Source organism: Phytobacter sp. MRY16-398 (genome assembly GCF_003925915.1).
GTDB classification, from domain to species: Bacteria; Pseudomonadota; Gammaproteobacteria; order Enterobacterales; family Enterobacteriaceae; genus Phytobacter; species Phytobacter diazotrophicus.
In genome coordinates this window covers 3,530,154-3,551,047 of the sequence record NZ_AP018756.1, presented here as the reverse complement: position 1 = coordinate 3,551,047, position 20,894 = coordinate 3,530,154, and the positions used below count along the sequence as shown (strand labels likewise).

At 55.7% G+C, this 20,894-nt stretch carries 18 protein-coding genes; all 18 read left to right on the top strand.

Annotated elements, in window-relative coordinates; all coding sequences use genetic code 11:
- The first annotated feature begins 44 nt into the window (after positions 1 to 44).
- A complete protein-coding gene (gene tagH / locus MRY16398_RS17390) occupies positions 45 to 1,829 on the top strand; it encodes a type VI secretion system-associated FHA domain protein TagH (protein WP_125124902.1) in 1,785 nt (594 codons plus the stop codon).
- Positions 1,826 to 2,620, top strand: coding sequence for a PP2C family protein-serine/threonine phosphatase (locus MRY16398_RS17385; RefSeq protein WP_125124901.1), 795 nt, complete (start codon positions 1,826 to 1,828; stop codon positions 2,618 to 2,620). Before tagH ends, MRY16398_RS17385 begins: the two co-directional genes overlap by 4 nt.
- A 21-nt stretch (positions 2,621 to 2,641) precedes the next feature.
- A complete protein-coding gene (locus MRY16398_RS17380) occupies positions 2,642 to 3,637 on the top strand; it encodes a hypothetical protein (RefSeq protein ID WP_125124900.1) in 996 nt (331 codons plus the stop codon).
- 181 nt (positions 3,638 to 3,818) lie between these two features.
- A complete protein-coding gene (locus tag MRY16398_RS17375) occupies positions 3,819 to 4,631 on the top strand; it encodes a type VI secretion system accessory protein TagJ (RefSeq protein ID WP_125124899.1) in 813 nt (270 codons plus the stop codon).
- Positions 4,624 to 5,190 carry a type VI secretion system baseplate subunit TssE gene (tssE, locus tag MRY16398_RS17370; protein ID WP_071195232.1) on the top strand — a complete coding sequence of 189 codons (567 nt, stop codon included), beginning with the start codon at positions 4,624 to 4,626 and terminating at the stop codon, positions 5,188 to 5,190. The genes MRY16398_RS17375 and tssE overlap by 8 nt, the downstream gene beginning before the upstream one ends.
- Before the next feature lie 2 nt (positions 5,191 to 5,192).
- Complete coding sequence (gene tssF, locus MRY16398_RS17365) at positions 5,193 to 7,064, top strand: type VI secretion system baseplate subunit TssF (protein ID WP_039079475.1); 1,872 nt, start codon at positions 5,193 to 5,195, stop codon at positions 7,062 to 7,064.
- Positions 7,061 to 8,104: a type VI secretion system baseplate subunit TssG gene (gene tssG / locus MRY16398_RS17360; protein WP_039079474.1), complete on the top strand. Its 1,044-nt coding sequence runs from the start codon at positions 7,061 to 7,063 to the stop codon at positions 8,102 to 8,104. The genes tssF and tssG overlap by 4 nt, the downstream gene beginning before the upstream one ends.
- 48 nt (positions 8,105 to 8,152) lie before the next feature.
- Positions 8,153 to 10,765: a type VI secretion system ATPase TssH gene (gene tssH / locus MRY16398_RS17355; protein WP_108701531.1), complete on the top strand. Its 2,613-nt coding sequence runs from the start codon at positions 8,153 to 8,155 to the stop codon at positions 10,763 to 10,765.
- A 26-nt stretch (positions 10,766 to 10,791) separates the two neighbouring features.
- Positions 10,792 to 12,303, top strand: coding sequence for a serine/threonine protein kinase (locus MRY16398_RS17350; RefSeq protein WP_125124898.1), 1,512 nt, complete (start codon positions 10,792 to 10,794; stop codon positions 12,301 to 12,303).
- Between the two features lie 66 nt (positions 12,304 to 12,369).
- Positions 12,370 to 12,777, top strand: a complete 408-nt coding sequence (locus MRY16398_RS17345) for a DcrB-related protein (RefSeq protein WP_072039746.1) — start codon at positions 12,370 to 12,372, stop codon at positions 12,775 to 12,777.
- A 94-nt stretch (positions 12,778 to 12,871) separates the two neighbouring features.
- Positions 12,872 to 13,099: an Imm74 family immunity protein gene (locus MRY16398_RS17340; protein ID WP_071195235.1), complete on the top strand. Its 228-nt coding sequence runs from the start codon at positions 12,872 to 12,874 to the stop codon at positions 13,097 to 13,099.
- Between the two features lie 211 nt (positions 13,100 to 13,310).
- Entirely contained in the window at positions 13,311 to 15,503 is a 2,193-nt protein-coding gene (locus tag MRY16398_RS17335; protein WP_071195236.1) for a type VI secretion system Vgr family protein, read from the top strand.
- A 10-nt stretch (positions 15,504 to 15,513) separates the two neighbouring features.
- Positions 15,514 to 15,897 (top strand): hypothetical protein, encoded by a 384-nt coding sequence (locus MRY16398_RS17330; RefSeq protein WP_071195237.1) that lies wholly within the window; start codon positions 15,514 to 15,516, stop codon positions 15,895 to 15,897.
- 8 nt (positions 15,898 to 15,905) lie between these two features.
- Positions 15,906 to 16,286 carry a DUF3592 domain-containing protein gene (locus MRY16398_RS17325; RefSeq protein WP_172600670.1) on the top strand — a complete coding sequence of 127 codons (381 nt, stop codon included), beginning with the start codon at positions 15,906 to 15,908 and terminating at the stop codon, positions 16,284 to 16,286.
- Between the two features lie 148 nt (positions 16,287 to 16,434).
- Entirely contained in the window at positions 16,435 to 16,824 is a 390-nt protein-coding gene (locus MRY16398_RS17320; protein ID WP_125124897.1) for a hypothetical protein, read from the top strand.
- Between the two features lie 60 nt (positions 16,825 to 16,884).
- Positions 16,885 to 17,277: a DUF3592 domain-containing protein gene (locus MRY16398_RS17315; protein ID WP_071195239.1), complete on the top strand. Its 393-nt coding sequence runs from the start codon at positions 16,885 to 16,887 to the stop codon at positions 17,275 to 17,277.
- Between the two features lie 10 nt (positions 17,278 to 17,287).
- Positions 17,288 to 19,819: a DUF2169 family type VI secretion system accessory protein gene (locus tag MRY16398_RS17310; RefSeq protein ID WP_125124896.1), complete on the top strand. Its 2,532-nt coding sequence runs from the start codon at positions 17,288 to 17,290 to the stop codon at positions 19,817 to 19,819.
- A complete protein-coding gene (locus MRY16398_RS17305; RefSeq protein ID WP_125124895.1) occupies positions 19,816 to 20,886 on the top strand; it encodes a pentapeptide repeat-containing protein in 1,071 nt (356 codons plus the stop codon). The genes MRY16398_RS17310 and MRY16398_RS17305 overlap by 4 nt, the downstream gene beginning before the upstream one ends.
- Positions 20,887 to 20,894 lie beyond the last annotated feature (8 nt).

Genomic DNA, 20,894 nt, shown 5'->3' with positions numbered 1-20,894 from the left:
ACTGACCCTTTTCGGAACGCTAATAACTCCAGCAGGAATACGCTATGCGATTCACAATAGTTACCAATAAACCCGGCCATCAACCTCCGCAAAGCCGCTGCGATTTTTATCCGCCGGGAGGCACCATTGGACGCGGAACGGACAATAACCTGGTGCTGCCGGACAATGAGCGTGCCATTTCGCGCCTGCAGGCAATCGTACATATCGCCGGGAACGGTGAATGCCGCATTACTAACCGTGGCAATGTGACCCGAGTCGTACTCAACGACATTCCGCTGGAGCGGGGCCGCCAGGTTGAACTGCAGGATGGCGATATCCTGGATATTGACGAATACCGCATTGAAGTGACCGATTTGATCCTGGACACCCAGCCAGTCAGCCGTATGGCGGCGAATGTGCAGGCAGGACTTACGCCCGATCCGGCCCCGGTGGAGAAAAAAGAGAACGCCACCACCGCCGTGCCAACGGAGATCTGGGACAGTCTGATGCAGGAGTTTTCCATCTCCGACAGCATCTCCAGTAACCGTGCGAAACCAGAGCCCCAGGCGCTCAATCCGTTTGCCGCGCCGAAAGAGCCGGAACGCAACCCGGAAGACCCGCTGGCCTTATTGAGTAAAAACGAATCCGCTGCCGCGCCGCGTACCATCGACACGGACAAGCTGTTTAACGACGAACCGCTGTTCAAAAACGACAGCATTTTCGCCGATGTCACGCCGTCAACGCTGGTGCCGCCCGTAGAACCCACGGCTAAACATGACGCACCCGCGCCGGATGAACTGGATCCGTTAGCTCTCTTTGGCGGTGCCGGGGCGAGCACGCAGCAGGCACGAGATGACGATCCGCTGGGGCTACTCAGTGGCGCCGTGCCGCTAAGTCATGTAGATGATGTTGCCCCGTCTGAGCCGAAGAAAGCGGAACCGTCCTGGCAGGCACCTGTCCCGCCGCAGCCTGAACCGGTGGTGCCGCATGACGATATCGTGCCGCACACCGAGCCAGAGGATGTGCAGCCGCTGTTTGTTGCGCCGGAACCCGTGGCGCCGGAAGCCAACAGCGAGATGCCGGAATATGTCCCCATCACGTTACCCACGCCGCAAACCGTACAGCGTGCCGCCGCCCAGACGCCAAAAGGCCGCTTGCGTATTGACCCGGTACAGAGCGAAAGCGCGCAATCTGCAACGACCAGCAGCGGTGAGAGCAGCGGTGATGTCCTTAAAGGCGAACTGCTGGATGCGCTGCTGGAAGGGATGGGGCTCAGTGATATGCAGCCCACGCCGCAGTTTGATCGGGAAAACATGCGTCAACTCGGACAGATGTTGAGCATGTTTTCGCAAGGGACAGTGGCGCTGTTGTCATCACGCTCAATCCTTAAACGTGGGGTAAAAGCGGACATGACGATGGTGCTCGATGACGCCAACAACCCGTTTAAATTGCTGCCTTCCGGCAAAACCGTGTTGATGCAGATGTTCGGTACCCGTATGCCCGGCTTTATGCCGCCGAAAAAGTCGGTGCGCGATGCGTTGATCGACTTACAGGCCCACCAGTTAGGGATGATCTCCGGTATTCGCGCCATTATCGCCGCCATGCTGCAATCCTTTAACCCGGAACTGCTGGAAGAGGACGCGAAACGCGACGGCGCCACTGCGCGTCTTGGCATGCTCTCCAATCGCAAAGCGGCGCTGTGGGACTATTTTGTGCGTTCTTACGCTGAAACGGCCGGTGAAATCGATGACGACTTCCACACGCTGTTTGGCGAGGCGTTCCTGCATGCCTACGACATGGAAGTAAACCAGTACAAAGATTCACAAAGCGCATCGGAAGAACAACAATGAATATCAGCACCGCCTCAATGTCCCGACAGGGCGCGCGTGCGAGTAACCAGGATCAAACCGGTGAAAGCATTGGCGAGCGCGCCGCATGTTTCGTGGTATGCGACGGTATTGCCGGGCTTCCCGGCGGCGATGTGGCGGCCGAGCTCGCCCGCAATGCCATCATCACCCGCTTCGATGGCGACCAGCATCTGAATGCGCAATACATTCGCGAGTATATCAACGAAGCCAACAACGCCATTCGCACCGAACAAAAAGCGACTGAGCAGTTTCAGCGTATGGGCACCACCATGGTGAGTCTGTTTATTGACCGTGATTACCATCTTGCCTACTGGGTACATGCGGGAGACAGCCGACTTTACCTGTTTCGCCGCGGGTGGCTGTACCACGTCACCACCGATCACAGCCTGGTACAGCAGATGAAAGACGCCGGACACCAGACCGAGGGTATTAACAGCAACTTGCTCTATTTCGCGTTAGGGCTGGGTGACGATGAGCGCGAAGCCAGCTACAGCGATGTGGTACCGATTGAAGATGGCGATGTGTTTTTGCTCTGCACCGACGGTTTCTGGCACGGGGTGAGCGAAGAGCAGATGAAACAGTCCCTGCATATGGTCAATACCCCCCATGAATGGCTGACATTAATGAATCAGATACTGCTGCGCACCAACGTGGAAAGTCATGATCAGCAGGACAATTACAGCGCCGTAGCGGTATGGGTCGGTGCTCCACAGGACACCACGCTTCTGCACTCGCTGGCGCAAGCGTCGCAGTTTTTCCCTCTTCGTGATTGATACAGGCTTACAAGGAATTTTATGAAACTTTGGCTTCCGGGGCTGGCGCTGTTCGCGGTCTGTTTTGGCGCTCAGGCTGAAAACTACCGTATCGTGCAGTCTCCTACACAAAAACTGGATATCTGGATCGACGACATCGCGGATAACTCGCCGAAAAGCTGGTGTGCGCGGGAATTACCGCTGCGTATCGTGGCGAATGGCGATAAAAAAGTCACCGTGCTCGACAGTTTTATGCCGCGTCTGGGCGCGCTGCTCGAAAACCAGTGCGGCACGCTGGCGCTGGTGCGCTGGAAATTGACCGATGCGCAAAACAACACGCTGGCCCAGGGGACCGCAAGCAAAGCGAAAGACTGGGCGCCGGTTGTCACTCCGGCGGCTGCGGCGACAAGTACGCCGCCTGCGACCAATACCGCCAGTGGCTTACAACTGCCGGAAGGACGCCCGGAAGATAACTCCCCGGCGGCGAACCGCACGCCGTGGCAGGAGTTTACTCTCCAGGATGGCTGCCATCTGCGGACATTCTGGCAGGGTGATAGCAGCAGCCCGGCGCTGTTTATCCCGGCCAAAGACGACGGCAAATGTGAGAAGGGCGGCTGGCTCAATGGTCGCAGTGATGTTAGCCAAATCACCAACGGCATTGAGCGTAAAACCACCATGACCTTTGTCCACGGTTTCCCGGTAAGCGGGTTGAGCGAGAGTGCGGACGCCGACCGTCTGTTGATAACCACAGTGAACAACGAGCGAATGGTGGCCAGCGAAGGCAGTCTCGGGCAGAGCTGGATGATCCTGCCTTATGTGCCTTCTCTGAGCGGCTGGCAGGCAAACGGCACCGTCGCCGTCGAAGTTTCTCGCGAACTGGCCAACGATCAGGCCCGGCTGCAGGCACGGCTTGACGAGGTGCGTAAGGTCTGGACCCCGTGGTTCGCTCCCGGTACGACCCTCAACATTTTGCTGATTGACTCCCTGCGTCCGCAACTGCGCGACCCGGCGGTCGGTACGTATAAGGCTGTGCACTAGTTTTCCCCCTAATCCTCAAGAGGGGACCGAGCGAGCAGCTCACCGCGTAGCCCGGATAAGGCGCTTGCGCCGCCATCCGGGACGGCCCCAGGTGGCGCGATGCTTACCGGAGCTACGGTACGAGGGTATGCGCTGAGCGCAAAAAACCACAATTTCATTCGTTTTACACAGAGGAGCGGTGATGAACACACTAGAGCAACAACTCGCGGGAGAATCCCTCCGGGAGAGTCTGGGGCAACTGGAAAACCGCATTCGCACGCAGCCCACCGATGCCGACCTGCGTGCGGCCTTTACGCAAATGCTCTGCCTTGAGGGCAACTGGCCACGCGCCCTGGCACAGCTCAAAAGCTGGCTGGCGCTGACGCCACAGGCGCAGCCGACCATCACCCTGCTTGAACAGACCATCAATGGTGAACGTCAGCGTGCAGAAGTGATGGCCGGACGGGCGCGTCCTGCGATGCCGGACAAACAATGGCCGTGGCTGGCGGCAATGGTTGCCGCCCTCGATCTTTCCGCTACCGAAGCCTGCTCACATCGCATTGGGGCGCTGGAACAGGCCGAGGCCATCCCTGGCGAACTGACCTTACAGGATGGCACCACCCACAGCTTCAACTGGCTGATGGATGGCGACTGCCGCTTTGGCCCGGTCTGCGAGGCCATCGTCAACGGACGCTACTTCTGGCTGCCGTTCAGCGCGATTGAAGAGATGGAGTTTCAAGCCCCGGCGAGTGTCATCGATCTGGTCTGGCGACACACCCGCATTCGTCTGCACGACGGTAGCGAGCAGGTGTGCCAGATCCCGGCGCGCTATCCGCTGGACAATCAGGTTGAAGACCGCTTCTTGCTCTCACGCACCACCGAGTGGCAGCCGCTGCCGGGCGAGGAGCCCCATTACATGGGGCGCGGCCAAAAAGTGTGGCTTAACGATACGGCGGAATTTCCGCTGCTCGATTTAGCCAGCCTGCGTTTTGCCAAAGGCGATGCGCATGAGTAGTCAGCCTCAGGACGACCGCGATCTGCTGCGTAGCGGCTGGCGCGCCAGAACCGGCAAAGAGTCGCCGGGGGCGCGCGACAAAATGCAGCCGTCATTGCTGGACCGCCTGACCGATGACGCGCCGGACAAAAAGCAGGAGCCGCTCAACAGCAATCTGGTCTCGCACAATGCGCTGCGCCGCCACGTACTGCGTGACCTGCAGTGGCTGTTCAACACCATCAATAACGAGGCGCAAAACGATCTCTCAAAATTGAGTCACGTGCGCCGCTCGGTCGCCAATTTTGGCGTGGCGCCACTGGCCGGTCAGCGCATGTCCGACATTGAATGGCAGGATATCCAGCGCAAGCTTACCGACGCGATTTTGCATTTCGAACCGCGTATTTTGCCTCAGGGGCTGATGGTGCGCTGCATCTCCGATACAAAGTCGCTGGATCTGCACAACGTCTTATCGATTGAAATCAAAGGCCGCCTGTGGTGCGTGCCGTATCCGTTATCCTTTTTGTTTCGCACCGATGTCGACCTGGAAAATGGCCATTTCGAGTTAAAAGATGTGGGGTAAGCGTGGAGAGTAAATTACTCGAGTATTACAACCGCGAACTGGCCTGGCTGCGGGAAATGGGTCAGGAGTTTGCGGGCCGCTATCCGAAAGTGGCGGGGCGGCTGGGAATGCAGGGCATGGATGTCGCCGACCCGTATGTCGAGCGTCTGATGGAAGGGTTCGCCTTTCTGACCTCCCGCGTGCAGCTCAAGATGGACGCCGAATTTCCCCGGTTCTCTCAGCGTCTGCTGGAGATGATCGCGCCAAACTACCTTGCGCCCACCCCGTCAATGGCGATTGCCGAACTGCAGCCTGACCCGGCAAAAGGCGATTTAAGTAAAGGCTTTGTGGTGCCGCGCGGCACCATGATGGACAGCCAGACGCTCAAGAAAAATGGCGTCACCTGCAGTTACACCACCGCACATGATGTGACGTTACTGCCGCTGAGCATTAGCGCCGTCGAACTGGGCGGCGTACCCGCCGACCTGCCGCTGCTGCGTATCGGCCTCGGCCAGAGCGGGGCGGTCAGCGCACTGCGGATCCGGCTGCGCTGTGACGGACCGGTGAAACTCTCACACCTTGATTTTGACCGCGTGGAGTTCTTTTTAAGTGGCCCGGATATGCAGGCACTGCAACTGCTGGAGCTGCTGATGGCGCACCAGGTCGGGGCGCTGGCGCTGATTCCCGGTACCTCAACCGCGCCGCTGGTTCTGCCGGAAGACGCACTACGTCAGGAAGGGTTCGAGTCCGACCAGGCGCTGTTGCCGGACGATTTGCGTAACTTTGACGGTTACCGTCTGCTACAAGAGTATTTTGCTTTTCCGTCGCGCTTCCTCTTTTTCAGCCTGAAAGGGCTGCGTCCACTGCTGGCGCAGAGCGGTGATGCCACCACCTTTGACATCATCATCCTGCTGGATAAAGCCGATGATCAGCTTGAGCGCGTGGTGGATAAAAACCATCTGGCGCTGCACTGCACCCCGGTGGTGAACCTGTTCGCCAAAGTGGCGGAACGGCAAAAACTGAGCGACAGCCAGCACGAATACCATCTGGTGGTCGATAACATTCGTCCGATGGATTACGAGATTTACGCCGTTACCCGTATTCATGCCAGCGTTGACGGGCAGCGTGATGATCAAGAGTTTCGTCCGTTCTGGCGCAGCCAGAGCCAGGATAACGGCAACTACGGCGCCTACTTTTCACTGCGCCGCGAACAGCGCGGCCTGTCCGAACATGCCCAGCGCTACGGTACGCGTACCGGGTATATCGGCTCGGAGGTGTTTGCCTCGCTGGTGGATGAACAGCACGCGCCCTGGCGCGATGATCTGCGTTACATCACCGCCGAAGTGCTCTGTACCAGTCGCGATCTGCCGCTAATGCTCCAGCAGGAGATGGGCAAATTTGTGCTGCCGGACTCACTGCCGGTTAAAAATCCGCATCTGCGCAAAGGGCCAACGCCACCGCGTCCGGCGCTGGCGGAAGGGTTCAGTACCTGGCAACTGGTGAGCCAGCTACAGATGAATTACCTGAGCCTGATGGACGGCGAAGAAGGGCAAGGGGCGGCGGCGCTTCGCCAATTGCTGGGTCTCTACACCCGGCTGGCGGAAGCTCCGGTGGCCAGACAGATTGACGGCGTGCGCAAATGCGTGTTGCAGCCGGTACACCGCCGGGTACCGGAGCCGGGGCCGATTGTCTTTGCCCGTGGCGTGAGTATCTCGCTGACGGTGGACGAACAGGCGTTTTCCGGTTTTAGCCCGTGGCTGTTCGGTAGCGTACTGGAGCGTGTCTTTGCCCGGCTGGTGGCGATGAACAGCTTTACCGAGTTCACGCTCTACAGCCAGCAGCGCGGCGAGGTGGGCTACTGGCCACCGCGGATGGGCAAAAGGGCGCTGATATGAGCGAAACGCTGACCCGTCTTTCGCCCGTGACGCGGGCAACCGCCATGCCGCCGTCGTTCTGGCAGAACGTGATGGCGGCGCCCTGGCGTTACGATCTGTTCACCCTGTTGCGCCGTGTTGATGCCCAGGGCGGCGAGCGTTATCCGCTGGGGCGCGCGCCGCTGCCGCGCTTTGAACCTCTGCGTATTGGTCAGAAACCGTCGCTCGGTTTTGCCCCTTCGACCCTGGCAGAGGTGCGTCAGCGCGACCAGTCATCTCTGTATGATGTGTCGATTTTAAGTTTTGGTCTGTTCGGGCCGAACGGGCCGCTGCCGCTGCACCTGACTGAGTATGCGCGCGAGCGGCTGGATCACCATCAGGATGAGAGCCTGACGGCGTTTGCCGACCTGTTTCATCACCGCCTGACGCTGTTGTTTTATCGCGCCTGGGCCGATGCGCAACCCACTGTTTCACTGGATCGCCCGGACAACAAACGCTTCGAGCGGTATATCGCTTCGCTTATCGGCATGGGGCAGCCGGGGCAACTGGAAAAGGGGTCTCTTAGCCCGCATGCCCGTTTCGCCCTGGCCGGACATTTAACGCGTAATGGCCGTGACCCGGAAGGGCTGGAGAAGATCCTGCGCGCCTACTTCAACGTGCCGGTGAAGGTGGTGGCGAATGTTCCACAATGGATGCCTTTGGGTGAGCGAGAAAGAGCGCGGTTACAGGGCGGACGTCGTGCGCCGCGTCTGGGGGAATCGGCCTTTCTGGGGGCGGCGGTACGCGATGTCGCCCATAACTTTCGCATCGAGCTGGGGCCGCTGGATGCTGAAACCTACCGCCATTTTCTGCCCGGAGAGGCCTGGGTAACCCGGCTTCGCGACTGGGTTCGTCAGTATCTCGGCATTGAGTATCAATGGTCCCTGCGCGTGTTGTTACAGAGTCAGGATGTGAACGGCGCGGCGCTGGGCGGTTCAGGGCGCCTGGGCTACAGCGCCTGGCTGGGTATGCAGCCGCAGCCGCTTGCTCGCGGTGATTTGGTTTTCAGTCCGGAGCGGTGATCCCTCACCGTCTCCCAGGCGTTATCTCTTACATTCACGGAATCGATCATGTCAGAAATTAGCCGTGCCGTGCTCTTCGGCAAACTGGATACGCTGTTATTTTCCTCGCTGGAAAGCGCCACCGCCTTTTGCAAACTGCGCGGTAATCCGTATGTGGAACTGGTTCACTGGCTGCATGCGTTAATGCAACAAGACCAGGGCGATCTTCAGCAGGTGATTCGTCATTTTTCATTGAGCGAGGAAGCCTTAACGAAGGATATCGTCCACGCGCTGGATAGTCTGCCACGCGGTGCAAGCTCCGTCTCCGATCTGTCTGAGCATATTGATAACGCGGTCGAACGCGCCTGGGTCTACGGTTCGCTGAAATTTGGCGTCAACCGCATTCGCGGCGGCCACCTGCTGATTGGCTTATTAAAAACCTGGAGCCTGGCAACGGTCTTAAAAGGTATCTCGTCGCAGTTTGAACGGGTGCGCGTTGACGCGTTGCTCGATGATTTTGACGCCATATTTGCCGACAGCAAAGAAGCCGCGCAGTCTGTTGCTGTGCCGGAAAACGCAGCCGCCGCACCTGCACGTCAGGGGAGCCTGGCGCAGTACGGGCAGGATCTCACCGCACGGGCGCGTGACGGCAAAATCGACCCGGTGGTCGGGCGTGATGAGGAGATCCGCCAGATGGTGGATATCCTGATGCGCCGCCGTCAGAACAACCCGCTGCTCACCGGTGAAGCCGGGGTTGGTAAAACGGCGGTGGTGGAAGGGCTGGCGCTGCGCATTGCCGCAGGCGATGTGCCGGAACCGCTGCGTGATGTGCAGTTGTGGTTGCTGGATATCGGCATGTTGCAGGCCGGCGCGAGCATGAAAGGGGAGTTTGAGGCCCGTCTGCAGGCGTTGATCAATGAAGTGCAGTCCAGCCCTGTGCCGATCATGCTGTTTATTGATGAGATCCACACCCTGATTGGCGCGGGTGGCCAGCAAGGAACGGGCGATGCCGCTAACCTGCTCAAACCGGCGCTGGCGCGCGGCCAGTTGCGTACCATTGGCGCAACGACCTGGGCTGAGTACAAAAAATACATCGAAAAAGACCCGGCGCTGACCCGTCGCTTCCAGACGGTACAAGTGGCCGAGCCGGATGAAGAAAAAGCGGTACTGATGCTGCGCAGCACCGTCTCGGCGTTGGAAACACACCATCGGGTGCTGCTGTTAGATGAAGCGGTGGTCGCGGCGGTGAAGCTCTCCCATCGTTATATTCCGGCGCGCCAGTTGCCCGATAAAGCCGTGGCGCTGCTCGATACCGCCTGTGCGCGTGTCGCGGTGAGCCTCAGCGCGCCGCCGCCGCAACTGGAAGATTGCCTGCACCGCATTGCCGGGCTGGATGTGGAGATAGAGATCGCCGGGCGCGAGGCGCGAATGGCGGCCGGTGACGAAAGCCGCGTGGCAACGCTACAGGCCGAACGCGAGCGTCTTGGTGAGACGCGTGATGCCCTGACCCGGCGCTGGCAGCAGGAGCAGGGGCACGTGGATGAAATTATCCGCCTGCGTCGTGCGCTCAGCCAGGCGGCGGAGGAGGAACACCCGGCGCTGCGCAATGAACTGGAACAGCAGCAGCAGGCGCTGCGCGAGGTTCAGGGGGATGCGCCGCTGTTGTTTGCCGCTGTTGATGCCAATATCGTTGCGGCGGTGGTCTCCGACTGGACCGGCATCCCGCTGGGCCGGATGGTGAAAAATGAAATCGATGCGGTACTGAAACTGGCGGATACCCTCAATGAGCGGGTCATTGGTCAACGCCACGGTCTGGAGGCCATAGCCCGCCGGGTGCGCACCTCCCGCGCGCGGCTGGATGATCCGAATAAACCGGTTGGCGTGTTTATGTTGTGCGGTCCCTCTGGTGTCGGGAAAACCGAAACCGCTCTGGCGCTGGCGGAGTCGCTTTACGGTGGTGAACAGAATGTCATCACCATTAATATGAGTGAATTCCAGGAGGCGCATACCGTCTCCACCCTGAAAGGCGCGCCTCCGGGCTACGTGGGTTACGGTGAAGGGGGCGTGCTAACCGAAGCGGTGCGCCGTCGTCCGTATAGCGTGGTGCTGCTTGATGAAATCGAAAAAGCGCACCCGGATGTCCATGAAATCTTCTTCCAGGTATTTGATAAAGGCTGGATGGAAGATGGCGAAGGGCGACATATCGATTTCCGTAACACTATTATTATCCTGACGTCGAATGTGGGGACTGAACTGATCAGCGGTATGTGCGCCGACCCGGAACTGTTGCCGGATCCCGATGCGCTGCGTGATGCGCTGCGTCCTCCGTTACTTAAAGTTTTTCCCCCTGCGCTATTGGGCCGTCTGCTGGTGGTGCCGTATTACCCCTTAAGCGAAGCGATGCTCGCGTTGATCGTGCGTCTGCAAATCAAGCGCATTCAGCGTCGTCTTGAGGAGAACCATGGCATTGTCTCTGAGGTGGATGAAAGCGTCATCACGCAAATCGTCCAGCGCTGTACGGAGGTGGAATCGGGCGGCCGAATGGTCGATGCGATTCTGACCAATACGCTGTTGCCTCAAATGAGTCAGCTTTTGCTTGACGCCAGCGCGCGCGACGAGAAGTACCGACGTTTACACGTTACCTTTGCACAGGGCGAGTTTCACTGTCAGTTTGCGGCGTAATGCCATTATCAAGAGAGTTTTCCATTATGACGGATCACGAAAACAACCGGACTGTACCGAACGCACTGCCGACGGGATACCGCTTTAATGAGTTCGAAATCAAAGAGGTGATTGGCGGTGGCGGTTTCGGCATTGTCTACCGTGCCTGGGATCATCAGCTCGAACGCACTATAGCCATTAAAGAGTTCATGCCCTCAACGCTTGCGGTACGCAATGACGACATGACGCTGGTGTTGCGTAGCGAGCGCTTTGGTAAGGCCTTTTCCGCCGGACTGAACAGCTTTATTCAGGAAGCGCGTCTGCTGGCGCGTTTTAATCACCCGAACCTGCTACACGTGTTGCGTTTCTGGGTGCAAAACGACACCGCCTATATGGGGACGGTCTTTTACAGCGGCACCACGCTCTCTCGTTTGCGCGAAAAGAACCCGCAGATGATCAACGAAGCGTGGATCCGCCGCACGTTACCGATGCTGCTTGGGGCAATTAAAACCATCCACGACGAAGGCTATCTGCACCGCGATATCTCGCTGGATAACATCCAGATTCAGGATAACGGCCTGCCCGTCCTGCTGGATTTCGGCTCTGCCCGCCGCAGTATTGGCTCGGTCTCCGACGAGACCGAAACCATGCTGCGCCCAGGCTATGCGCCGATTGAGCAATACACTGACGATAATGAAAGCGAGCAGGGACCGTGGACAGATATCTACGCTCTGGGTGCCGTACTCCATACGCTGATCGTGGGCTCACCGCCGCCGGTGAGTGTGGTGCGCAGCATTCAGGATGGTTATCAGCCGCTGGCCCATCGCCATCTGCCCGGTTACTCCCCGTCCTTGTTACAGGCGGTGGACAAGGCGCTGGCGCTGAAAATGGAAGACCGTCCGCAAACTATTGATGAATTTGCGGCGCTGATCGAAATGCCGGTCGCCGGACTCGACGATGTGCTGAACGTGAAAAAGCCGGGCACCATGCTGGTTCCCATTGAAGAGGTTGAAACCAAACCTGGCGTCCTGGACTGGCGGCGTTACAAAGTGCCAGGCCTGGTGGCGGCCGGGGTGCTGGTTGGCCTGATCGCCGGCGGCGTGCTGTTCCATCAGGGCAATGCGCCGCAGGAGAATGCGAATCAGACGGCAAGCACCGGTCCTGCCGATACCCCCGTCGCGCCAGCCACACCGGCCGCTCCGCCTGCGCAAAACAGTGCGCCGGTTTCGACGCCGCCAGCAGCTACGTCCACCACCGCAGCGCCAGCACGTGATACGGCGTCGACTGCCCCGGCACAAACCGCACCTGTGGCGGCGGATAAACCCGCTGCAACCACGCCGCCTGCGGCGATTGCACAGGTCTATGTGCGCATGAATGAGGGAGAAAAACTGACCCTCAACGGGGAATCGCAGTCGATAACACCGGCCAGCAATGGTTTCGCGACCCTGAAACTGCAGCCGGGCCAGTATGCGCTGGTGTTGCAGGGTAACGGTCAGACCCGTTACCAGACGTTAAATATCACCAGTGCCGGTACCTGGCTGGTAAATCCGCAACCGTAATCTCTTCGCTGCCGGTGCGCAATATCGCTCCGGCAGTCTATCGGTTGCATAAAAATAAATGTGGCAATGCCCTATACAGCCAAAGACCGAACTATGAATGCATTTACACACACTGTTGATGGTGGCAATGAATTTACGTTTGTCGTGTCTCGCGCCAGTGCAAATGCCGACGATAAAGTACATGCTGTCGCCGCCAGAACGCTTCGCGAACTAAAAGATACGCTGACCGATTTTTACCTTGAGTCGACGCAAATGTTGACGGTTGATGGCTACCCGGCCGTTGAGCTTTTCTATCAGTTCAAAAATGATAATCGCGTTATCTTCCAGCGTCAGACCATTATTTTACTGGACGCAGCGCCAGCCGGAAAAAAACTGGTGAGCTATGTGGCGACCTGTCCGGGGGAATTTAACGAACGTCATCAGCAGCAATATCAGGAAATTATTCAGAGTATTAAGTTTCATCGTGGGAAGTAGATCATTCTGCACTTTACCGTGCTTTTTTGCGCCAAAGCAGGGGAACACGGGGTGTGGCTTAGCCAGAATATTTGAACGGCAAAGTAACCTGATAATGAAAATTACCGGCACGAGCGCTTATATTATTTTGGATATTGATGGCTGGAAAATTAAAGCACAAGGTGAGAGGGTTATCGGCGGTTTTTACGCTGTGATGAAAAGCATGCAGCAGTTTGAACCGCCGCATGAAAAAACACCGCTCACGGATGAAATAAAACAGAAGTATATCGATGAGGCGATGGCAAAAACAGCACGTTCACATATGGTGATCCATTTCGTTTAATTGCTGTTTCGCTAAACTGCATATTGCCAGGAATTTTCTGAAAAGAAATGGCTGGCACCCTTCCTCGATATCAATGAATAGATAAAACGGACGTTATTGCCCGTTTTTGTAATATCCTCACTGACTGCTGGTTGATTATATTTGTCGTTCGGGCACGATAATTTAATGATTGCACCTGGTTCTTCATGATTTTTGTAACGGAATTAACCTTATGCTCAATCGTATTACCGTACAGCTTCCCGTAGACGGGCTATTGTTCTGGAAACTGTCAGGGCGTGAAGCGCTGTCAGAACCTTATGCACTTGGCCTGACGTTGCTGGGCACCGATGCGCGCATAGACCGCAGCCAGTTGCTGGGCAAATCCGTCACTGTGACTGTCCCGACGCAGGATATGACATCGCCGCGCTATTTTAACGGCAAAGTGACCCGTGTGGCGGTGAGCGCCGTGGAACTGTCCGGCACACGCTACGCGGTCTATCAGCTCAGCGTTGAATCCGACTTATGGCCAATGCAGCGTGACCGTAACCTGCGTATTTTCCAGGGGCAGACGGTACCGCAAATCGTCAAAACGCTGCTCTCTGAAAGCAAGGTTAACGTTGAAGACAAACTGAGCGAGAGTTACCGCGTCTGGGATTACTGCGTACAGTATCAGGAGAGCAGCTTCGACTTTATCAGCCGCCTGATGGAACTGGAGGGTATCAGCTACTTCTTCCGCCACGAATCCGGGCGCCACGTCATGGTGTTGACCGATGCCGCCAGCCAGCATCAGCCGTTTGCCGGTTACGAAACCATTCCCTACCACGTCACACCGTCCGGCGGCAGTACCGACGAAGAGGGGATCAGCCAGTGGGCGTTAACGGACAGCGTGACGCCGGGGATCTACAGCCTGGACGATTACGATTTCCGTAAGCCGAATGCCTGGCTGTTTCAGGCGCGCCAGAATCCAAACTCGCCGGAGCCCGGCAGCATTAACGTTTATGACTGGCCGGGGCGCTTTGTTGACCATGGACACGGTGAATTTTATGCCCGCATTCATCAGGAACGCTGGCAGGTTGAACACCAGCAGATACAGGGCAGCGCCACCGCGCTGGGCATCACCCCTGGGCATACTTTTACCCTCTATAACGCCCCCTTTTTCAGCGATAACGCGGAATACCTGACCACCGAAGCTAACTACTGGCTGGAAGAAAATGCCTACGCCAGCGGGGGGAGCTCGCAAACAATGCACCGCATTGATTTCACCGTCATTCCTTCTTCGGTCACATACCGTCCGGCGCAAAAAACGGCCTGGCCGCGTACCTATGGGCCACAGACCGCAAAAGTCGTCGGTCCGCAGGGAGAGAGCATTTGGACCGATCGCTATGGCCGGGTGAAAGTGAAGTTTCACTGGGACAGGCAGGCAAAAGGCGACGATACCAGCTCTTGCTGGGTGCGTGTTTCCAGCGCCTGGGCCGGGCAAGGCTTTGGCGGCGTGCAGATCCCACGTGTTGGTGATGAAGTGGTGGTCGACTTTATTAACGGTGACCCGGACAGGCCGATTATCACCGGGCGTGTTTATAACGAAGCCAGTATGCCGCCGTGGGATCTGCCTGGTGATGCCACCCGGATGGGCTTTATGACCCGAAGTAAAGATGGCAGCGTCGATAATGCCAGCTTCCTGTTTTTTGAAGACAGTCCGGGTAATGAATCGGTGCAGATGCATTCCGAGAAAGACATGATGGTGTCGGTCGAGAATGATCAGACGGTCAATATCGACGGTAACCGGACAACGACGATCAAAAAAGAGCAGAAAGATGATGTGACGGGCGATGCCACGTTCTACTACCGGAAGAAAAGGACGACCACGGTGGATGATGTTGAGACCGCGACCTTTAACAACGGAGAAAAAACAACCATCAAGAATGGTCGACAGTTAGATATTGTCAGCGGTGGGGATGAAAGCAATATCACTGGTGATCAAACTACAAATCTGGATGGTATCCGCAATGTCACTATCTCTAAAGGGGAAAAGTTGACAATCAGCGCTGGCGGGCAAGAGGAAACAATCACTGGCGACGTCACGAAAAAAATCAAAGGCAACTGGGTTCAAACAATTGAGAGTGGAACGACACAGATCTCCTCACCAAACCTCATCCGAATTGAAAGTAAAACAAAGGTCGAAATAGATTCACCCGAAAGCTTTTATACCAGTAAAGGTTCAAATCTATCAGTGTACGGAGCTTCACTGTCATTTAATGGGCTAAGCTCATCAACAAATGGAACAAGTTTTAGCTGGACGCCATTAAGTATTTCTACTTCCCTGACCAGCGTAGTGCATGCTCCAATGAATACAGTAAGATCTTTAACTAAAATAGAATCATCAATACAGAATGTCGCTATTGGGTTTCTGCATATGTTTATGTAAAGGGGAAAGTATGAGTTTTTTATCAGAACATTCAAACTCAATAGCGCTGGGCGTGATACTGGTTTTTATTTTTATCTGCCTTAAGGGATTGAAGGGGCAAAAAGAAGATGTTACAGAAATAAGATACTGGTTATCGAGAGATAAATGGCAGGGCGAGGTGACGACGGCAACATTGCGCGAGTGGAAACAGACTTCCACTACGCATAATTTTGATTATTTCTTTATTGTTACCTTTGATGCAAATCTGGAGGGTGGGGTGAAACAATATAAAGCGGCTGCCGCTCTAAAAGTATCTGAAATCCCCCAGCTTAAAAAAGGGATGCCCATTGTGATTAAATATCAGGGTGTTCCGCCACAGAAAATAGCAGTACTGAGCATGCAAGCTGAGCATTGATGATAAATATGAGATATGTTACAGATGTCATTGTATTCGCCGTCCTGGCTTTTTTTGCCTATGTTATTGTGTCTTTGCTTATCAGGGATATCAGGAATGCAAAATTAAAATCGCATATCCGCAAGAATGGCGTGCTTGCACAGGCTGAAATTTTGAATGTTGAAGCCTACACTGGAAAAATTTCAGATTATACAAATATTAAACTACATTATAAATTTACCACTGATGAGGGTGTTGATATCGTTGGAACAGGAAGTGCGGTTATTTATACTTCTGATTTAAGACAATATCAAATAGGGAAGTTTTTTGATGTTACGTACAATAAAGATAATCCGTCTCAAGTTATTATGGAAATAGAGAATGCATCTTTAAAACGTCGGCGGCGATGATTTTAATAAAATTATTGGTTGCAAAGGCACTGAAAGGGTTCCTGGCGTACAGCCTGGCCCTTGAGATGAAAATAAAGAAAACATCTGGCTGCATGCGATTGTAAATCAATAAAAGGGTAAATTGGTTGGCCATTAAAATAAAATTCATATGAACATTTTTATCAATGTTATGAGTGACCCTTTCTTTATCTCTGGATTGATTATCACCCTTGCGGGGCTGTGGTCTGCCGTTGCTTTTTTTAAGCAGTATGGGGTACAAGCGCGGTTATTGCGCGACTGGGTATCACGCGAAGAATGGGCCGGGAAAACCATTCATGTTCCTCTAGAGTCCTGGCAGCGTACCGGTACGAAGCGTGGCGAGTATTATCTTTATGAATGCTATTTCTTTGCGGATTTCGCTAAAAAGAGAAAGAAATACCGTGCCAGGGCCGCTGTTAAACCCAATGATATTCATAAACTGAAAAAAGGGTTAACCCTGACGGTAAAATACAGTGATGACAAACTGCCACGGATTGCAGTAATGAACGTGTTTGACTAAGCTTTTCTGGCTGCGTTTATTCTGGAAATAACTCTGCGTATACACGAAAGGTCCAAATTAATGGAATTTTTTGACACTTACTGGTATCTGCTGCCCATTGGGATATTTTCAGCCGTCTTTTATATTATCTACCTTAGCTTGCGCGATAACCTTATTGTTTATATTAAAGACTCCTTTAGGCAAGCATCAGTGCTTAAAACCGGTATTGGTGCCAATGCGGATATTATTGTCGCCAGGCAAACGGGGATGTGGGATGCAGAAAACCCTGTCTATTTACTGACGGTGAACTTTAAAACCCGTGAGGGGCAGGAAGTACAGGCAAGCTTCTATACATCTATGAACTTTGAAGAGAGAGAACGCTTTAAAGCCGGTAATGGCACCACCATCAAATATGACCCCAAAGACCCGAAAAGAATTGCGTTATACGATCGGCCACTCATATTAGGCGAATAAGGTATTACGGATGAAGATTATTAAACCTTTGCGCCTGAGCGTGCTCCATCGCCCTTTCCGCTGGCAGGGTAAAAACCATCTTGGCGTGTCGGTGATGGCGCTGACCGATATGGGGGAGGCCCCAACACTGCGTCCGGAGATGGAGCTCTGGCAGCTTGCCGCCAGTGAACTGCAAACCAGCGGCGGCGTTATTGATATGGCGATGCCGAAAACCCGTGCAGAATTCCTGGCCACCGGCTATGCCTATACTCACCACCAGCAGGAAAAAACGGCGGTGATGACGCGGGTGGATATCGACAATCTCAGTAAATCACTGGTGGTGTTTGGCGACCGTTTCTGGTCGGGCAGCAAAATGACCCCACCGCAGCCTTTTGGCGACATGCGTCTGGACTGGACGCGCGCCTGGGGTGGTGCAGGCTGTGAAGAAAACCCGCATGGGGTGGGGTTTTGCCCGGAAAATCATCAGGGACAAAGCCTCCACCGCCTGCCGAACATTGAGTCCCTCCATGGGCGCATGACCTCGCCAAAACAGAGGCCGGAGCCTGCGAGCTTTGGGCCGCTTGATCTCTCCTGGCCGCGTCGCTTTCGCCGGATGGGCAAAAACTATGACGCTGGTTGGTTGCAGAACGATTTTCCCGGCTTTGCCCGCGACATCGACTGGACGGTGTTTAATGCCGCCAGCCCCGATCAGTGGTGGGACAGAGACACCCTGCCTGAACAGGCGTCGTGGCGTATCTGGAATATGCACCCGCAAAAACCTGTGCAGGAAGGCACCTTGCCGCCCTGGCATGCGCGCTGCTTTATCAGCCGGTTGCGCCAGGAAGAGACCCTGTTTGAAGAGATAACCCTGCGCGCAACCACCGTCTGGTTTTTCCCGCATCTGGAGCAGATGGTACTCATCTGGCAGGGGCATATCCGCATTAATGAAGACGACGCGGCGGATGTTTTGCACTTAATGCCCGCGCTCGAAAAAAACGGTGCCGGGCGTTCGCTCAACCACTATCGCAAAGTCCTCAGCCAGCGGCTGGATAAAGAAAAAGGGGCGTTGTTCGCGTTTCGCGAAAAGGATCTGCTGCCGGAATCGCTAATCGGCCCGTGGCTTGACAGTGAGGTGCAGCAGACGCCGAGCCCGATGCGCGACAACATAAAGAATCGCGAAAAACTGCTGCGCGAACAGTACCGGGAAAGGCTGGAAGCAAACGGGCGCGACATTGGCGACCTGCTCGGCAACATCGAAGAGCCTGAGATGCCTGCCCTCGATGAATTGCCTGAGTTTATGGAAAAAATGGAGCGTAAGGCGCAGCAGATACAGGCCGACGCAGAGCAGCGCAAACGCGAAATGGAAGCGAAATATCCGCACAGGGATGACCAAATGCCGCGCGGGCCGGAATCACTGCATCGCATGCAGGAAATGCTCCACCGCAACAGCGACCTGATGAGTGAGAAAAAGCGCGAGCAGGCGAGCGAGGCGTTGCATCAGATGTATCTGGCGGCTGTGGCCCAACAGCCCCCCGCCGTACGCCTGACAGGTGACCTTGCACAGATCATCCGCCAGCGTGCCGGACGTACATTCGCGCAAGGGGGCGATTTTAGCGGTATGGATCTCACCGGCGCGGACTTTTCCGGTATGGATCTCAGTGGTGCGAATTTCACAAAGGCGCTGCTGGAATGTGCTGATTTCCGCAACAGCAAACTGGATGACGCCTGTTTTGCCGGGGCGATGCTTGCCCGTACGCAATTTGGGCGCGCCTCATTACAACGATGTGATTTTACCGGGGCAAGCCTGGCGCTTGCTCAGTGTCAGGATAGCGATTTTAGCGGTGCACGCTTTAAAGAGACGCAGACACAAAATGCCTTATTCGAGGCGTGCATCTTCGATAACGCCAGCCTGGATGGATTGCTGTTACGCGAAACCGGGCTGAGCCGCTGTCGTTTCCACCACGCCTCGCTGGACGGCTGCATCTTTATGGAACTCACCCTGGCAGAACCCGATTTTCACGGTGCGCGGCTGCATAAATGCGCGTTTATGCAATCGGTGCTGGTGGCCGCAGTGTTTAGCGACGCGCGGCTGGATAGCTGCTCCTTTGTCCAGACTCAGGCGGAACAGGCGAGTTTTGCCGGGGCCACTTTAATCGCTACCGCGATAGCGGCCGAAAGTACTTTAGCGGGCGCCGACTTCCGCCAGGCTTCGCTCATCCAGTGCAACCTGCGTCAGACGCCGCTCGCCGGCGCGCAATTCACCCTGGCGAAGCTGGAGAATTGCGATCTCAGCGAAGCGGATTGCCGCGCCAGCCACTTTGGTCAGGCAAACCTGATGGGGAGCCTGTTTGTGCGCACTGATTTTCGCGATACCGATTTCACCGATGCCAACCTGATGGGGGCGTTGCTGCAAAAAAGTCAGCTTGGCGGGGCAAATTTTAGCGGGGCGAATCTTTTTCGCGCCGATCTCTCGCAGGCGTTCATCAGCGATACCACCCGCCTTGATGGGGCATGGACGAAACGCATCAAAACGCTGCCGAAGCGCGATGGAGAAGTGATATGACGATGCTCACCGCAGCACAGTTGCAACAGCGGGTGAAAGGCGGCGAGCCGGTCAGCGAAGTCTCCCTCGACGGGCTGGATTTGCAGGGCTGCGATCTCTCCGGCGGTATTTTTCAGGAGGTCTCGCTGGAGGGCGTCAACCTGCAAGGGGCCAATTTGCAGGAAACGGCGTTCACCGAATGTGCGTTAAACGGAGTAAACCTGCGGGGAGCCCGGTTAACCCAGACGGTGTTTAATCAGTGCGAAATGGCGAACCTGCGGGTGGAGGAAACGCCGCTTGATGGATGTATCTTCAACCACTGCATGCTGACGGGCAGCCATTTTACGGGCTGCTCGCTACAGACCGTGCAATTTATGCACTGCGCGCTGACGGACAGTCACTTTGATCGGGCAATACCTGAACGCAGCGTCTTTTTTGAATCACCGCTGGCTCATGCCCGCTTTGCCGGGTGCCGTTTTCTGCTGACTACCTTTTATGGCATTGATCTGCGTACAACGGTGCTTGAGGGCAGTCAGTTTGAACGGGTGGTCTTTTTCGATTGCGATCAGCGCGGGAAAGATTACGCCCGGCACGGCTTTACCGGCTGCCAGTTTACCGACAACCAGTTAGACGGCGCGGATTTTAGCGGCGCGCAGCTTACCCAGTGCAATTTTAAGGGGGCGTCGTTACAGACCGCGCGGTTAAACCAGGTCAATGCAACCCAGGCGCTGTTTATGGAAGCGAATCTGCGCGGCGCGCAGTGTCGTGGCAGCGTTTTTGATCAGGCTATTTTTGTCGGCGCCACGCTTGAGCAGGCCGATTTCAGCGAGAGCCGCCTGTTTCAAAGTATCCTGCAGCAGGTGAATGCTGTCGGTGTGCGTTTTACCCTTTGTGACCTGACCTACAGCGATTTTACCGGTGCCGACCTGCGTCTGGCCGACCTGCGCGGCGCGACCTTTTCCCGCACCCGGATGCACCGGGCGAATCAGGAGAATGCCCAGTTCACCGGGCGTCAGGGCATTCTCGAATATGACGAAGAATTATTGGCTGCTGAGGCCTGGAGCCTGCAGCGCCAGAGCCGCCGTTGAGGAGAGAT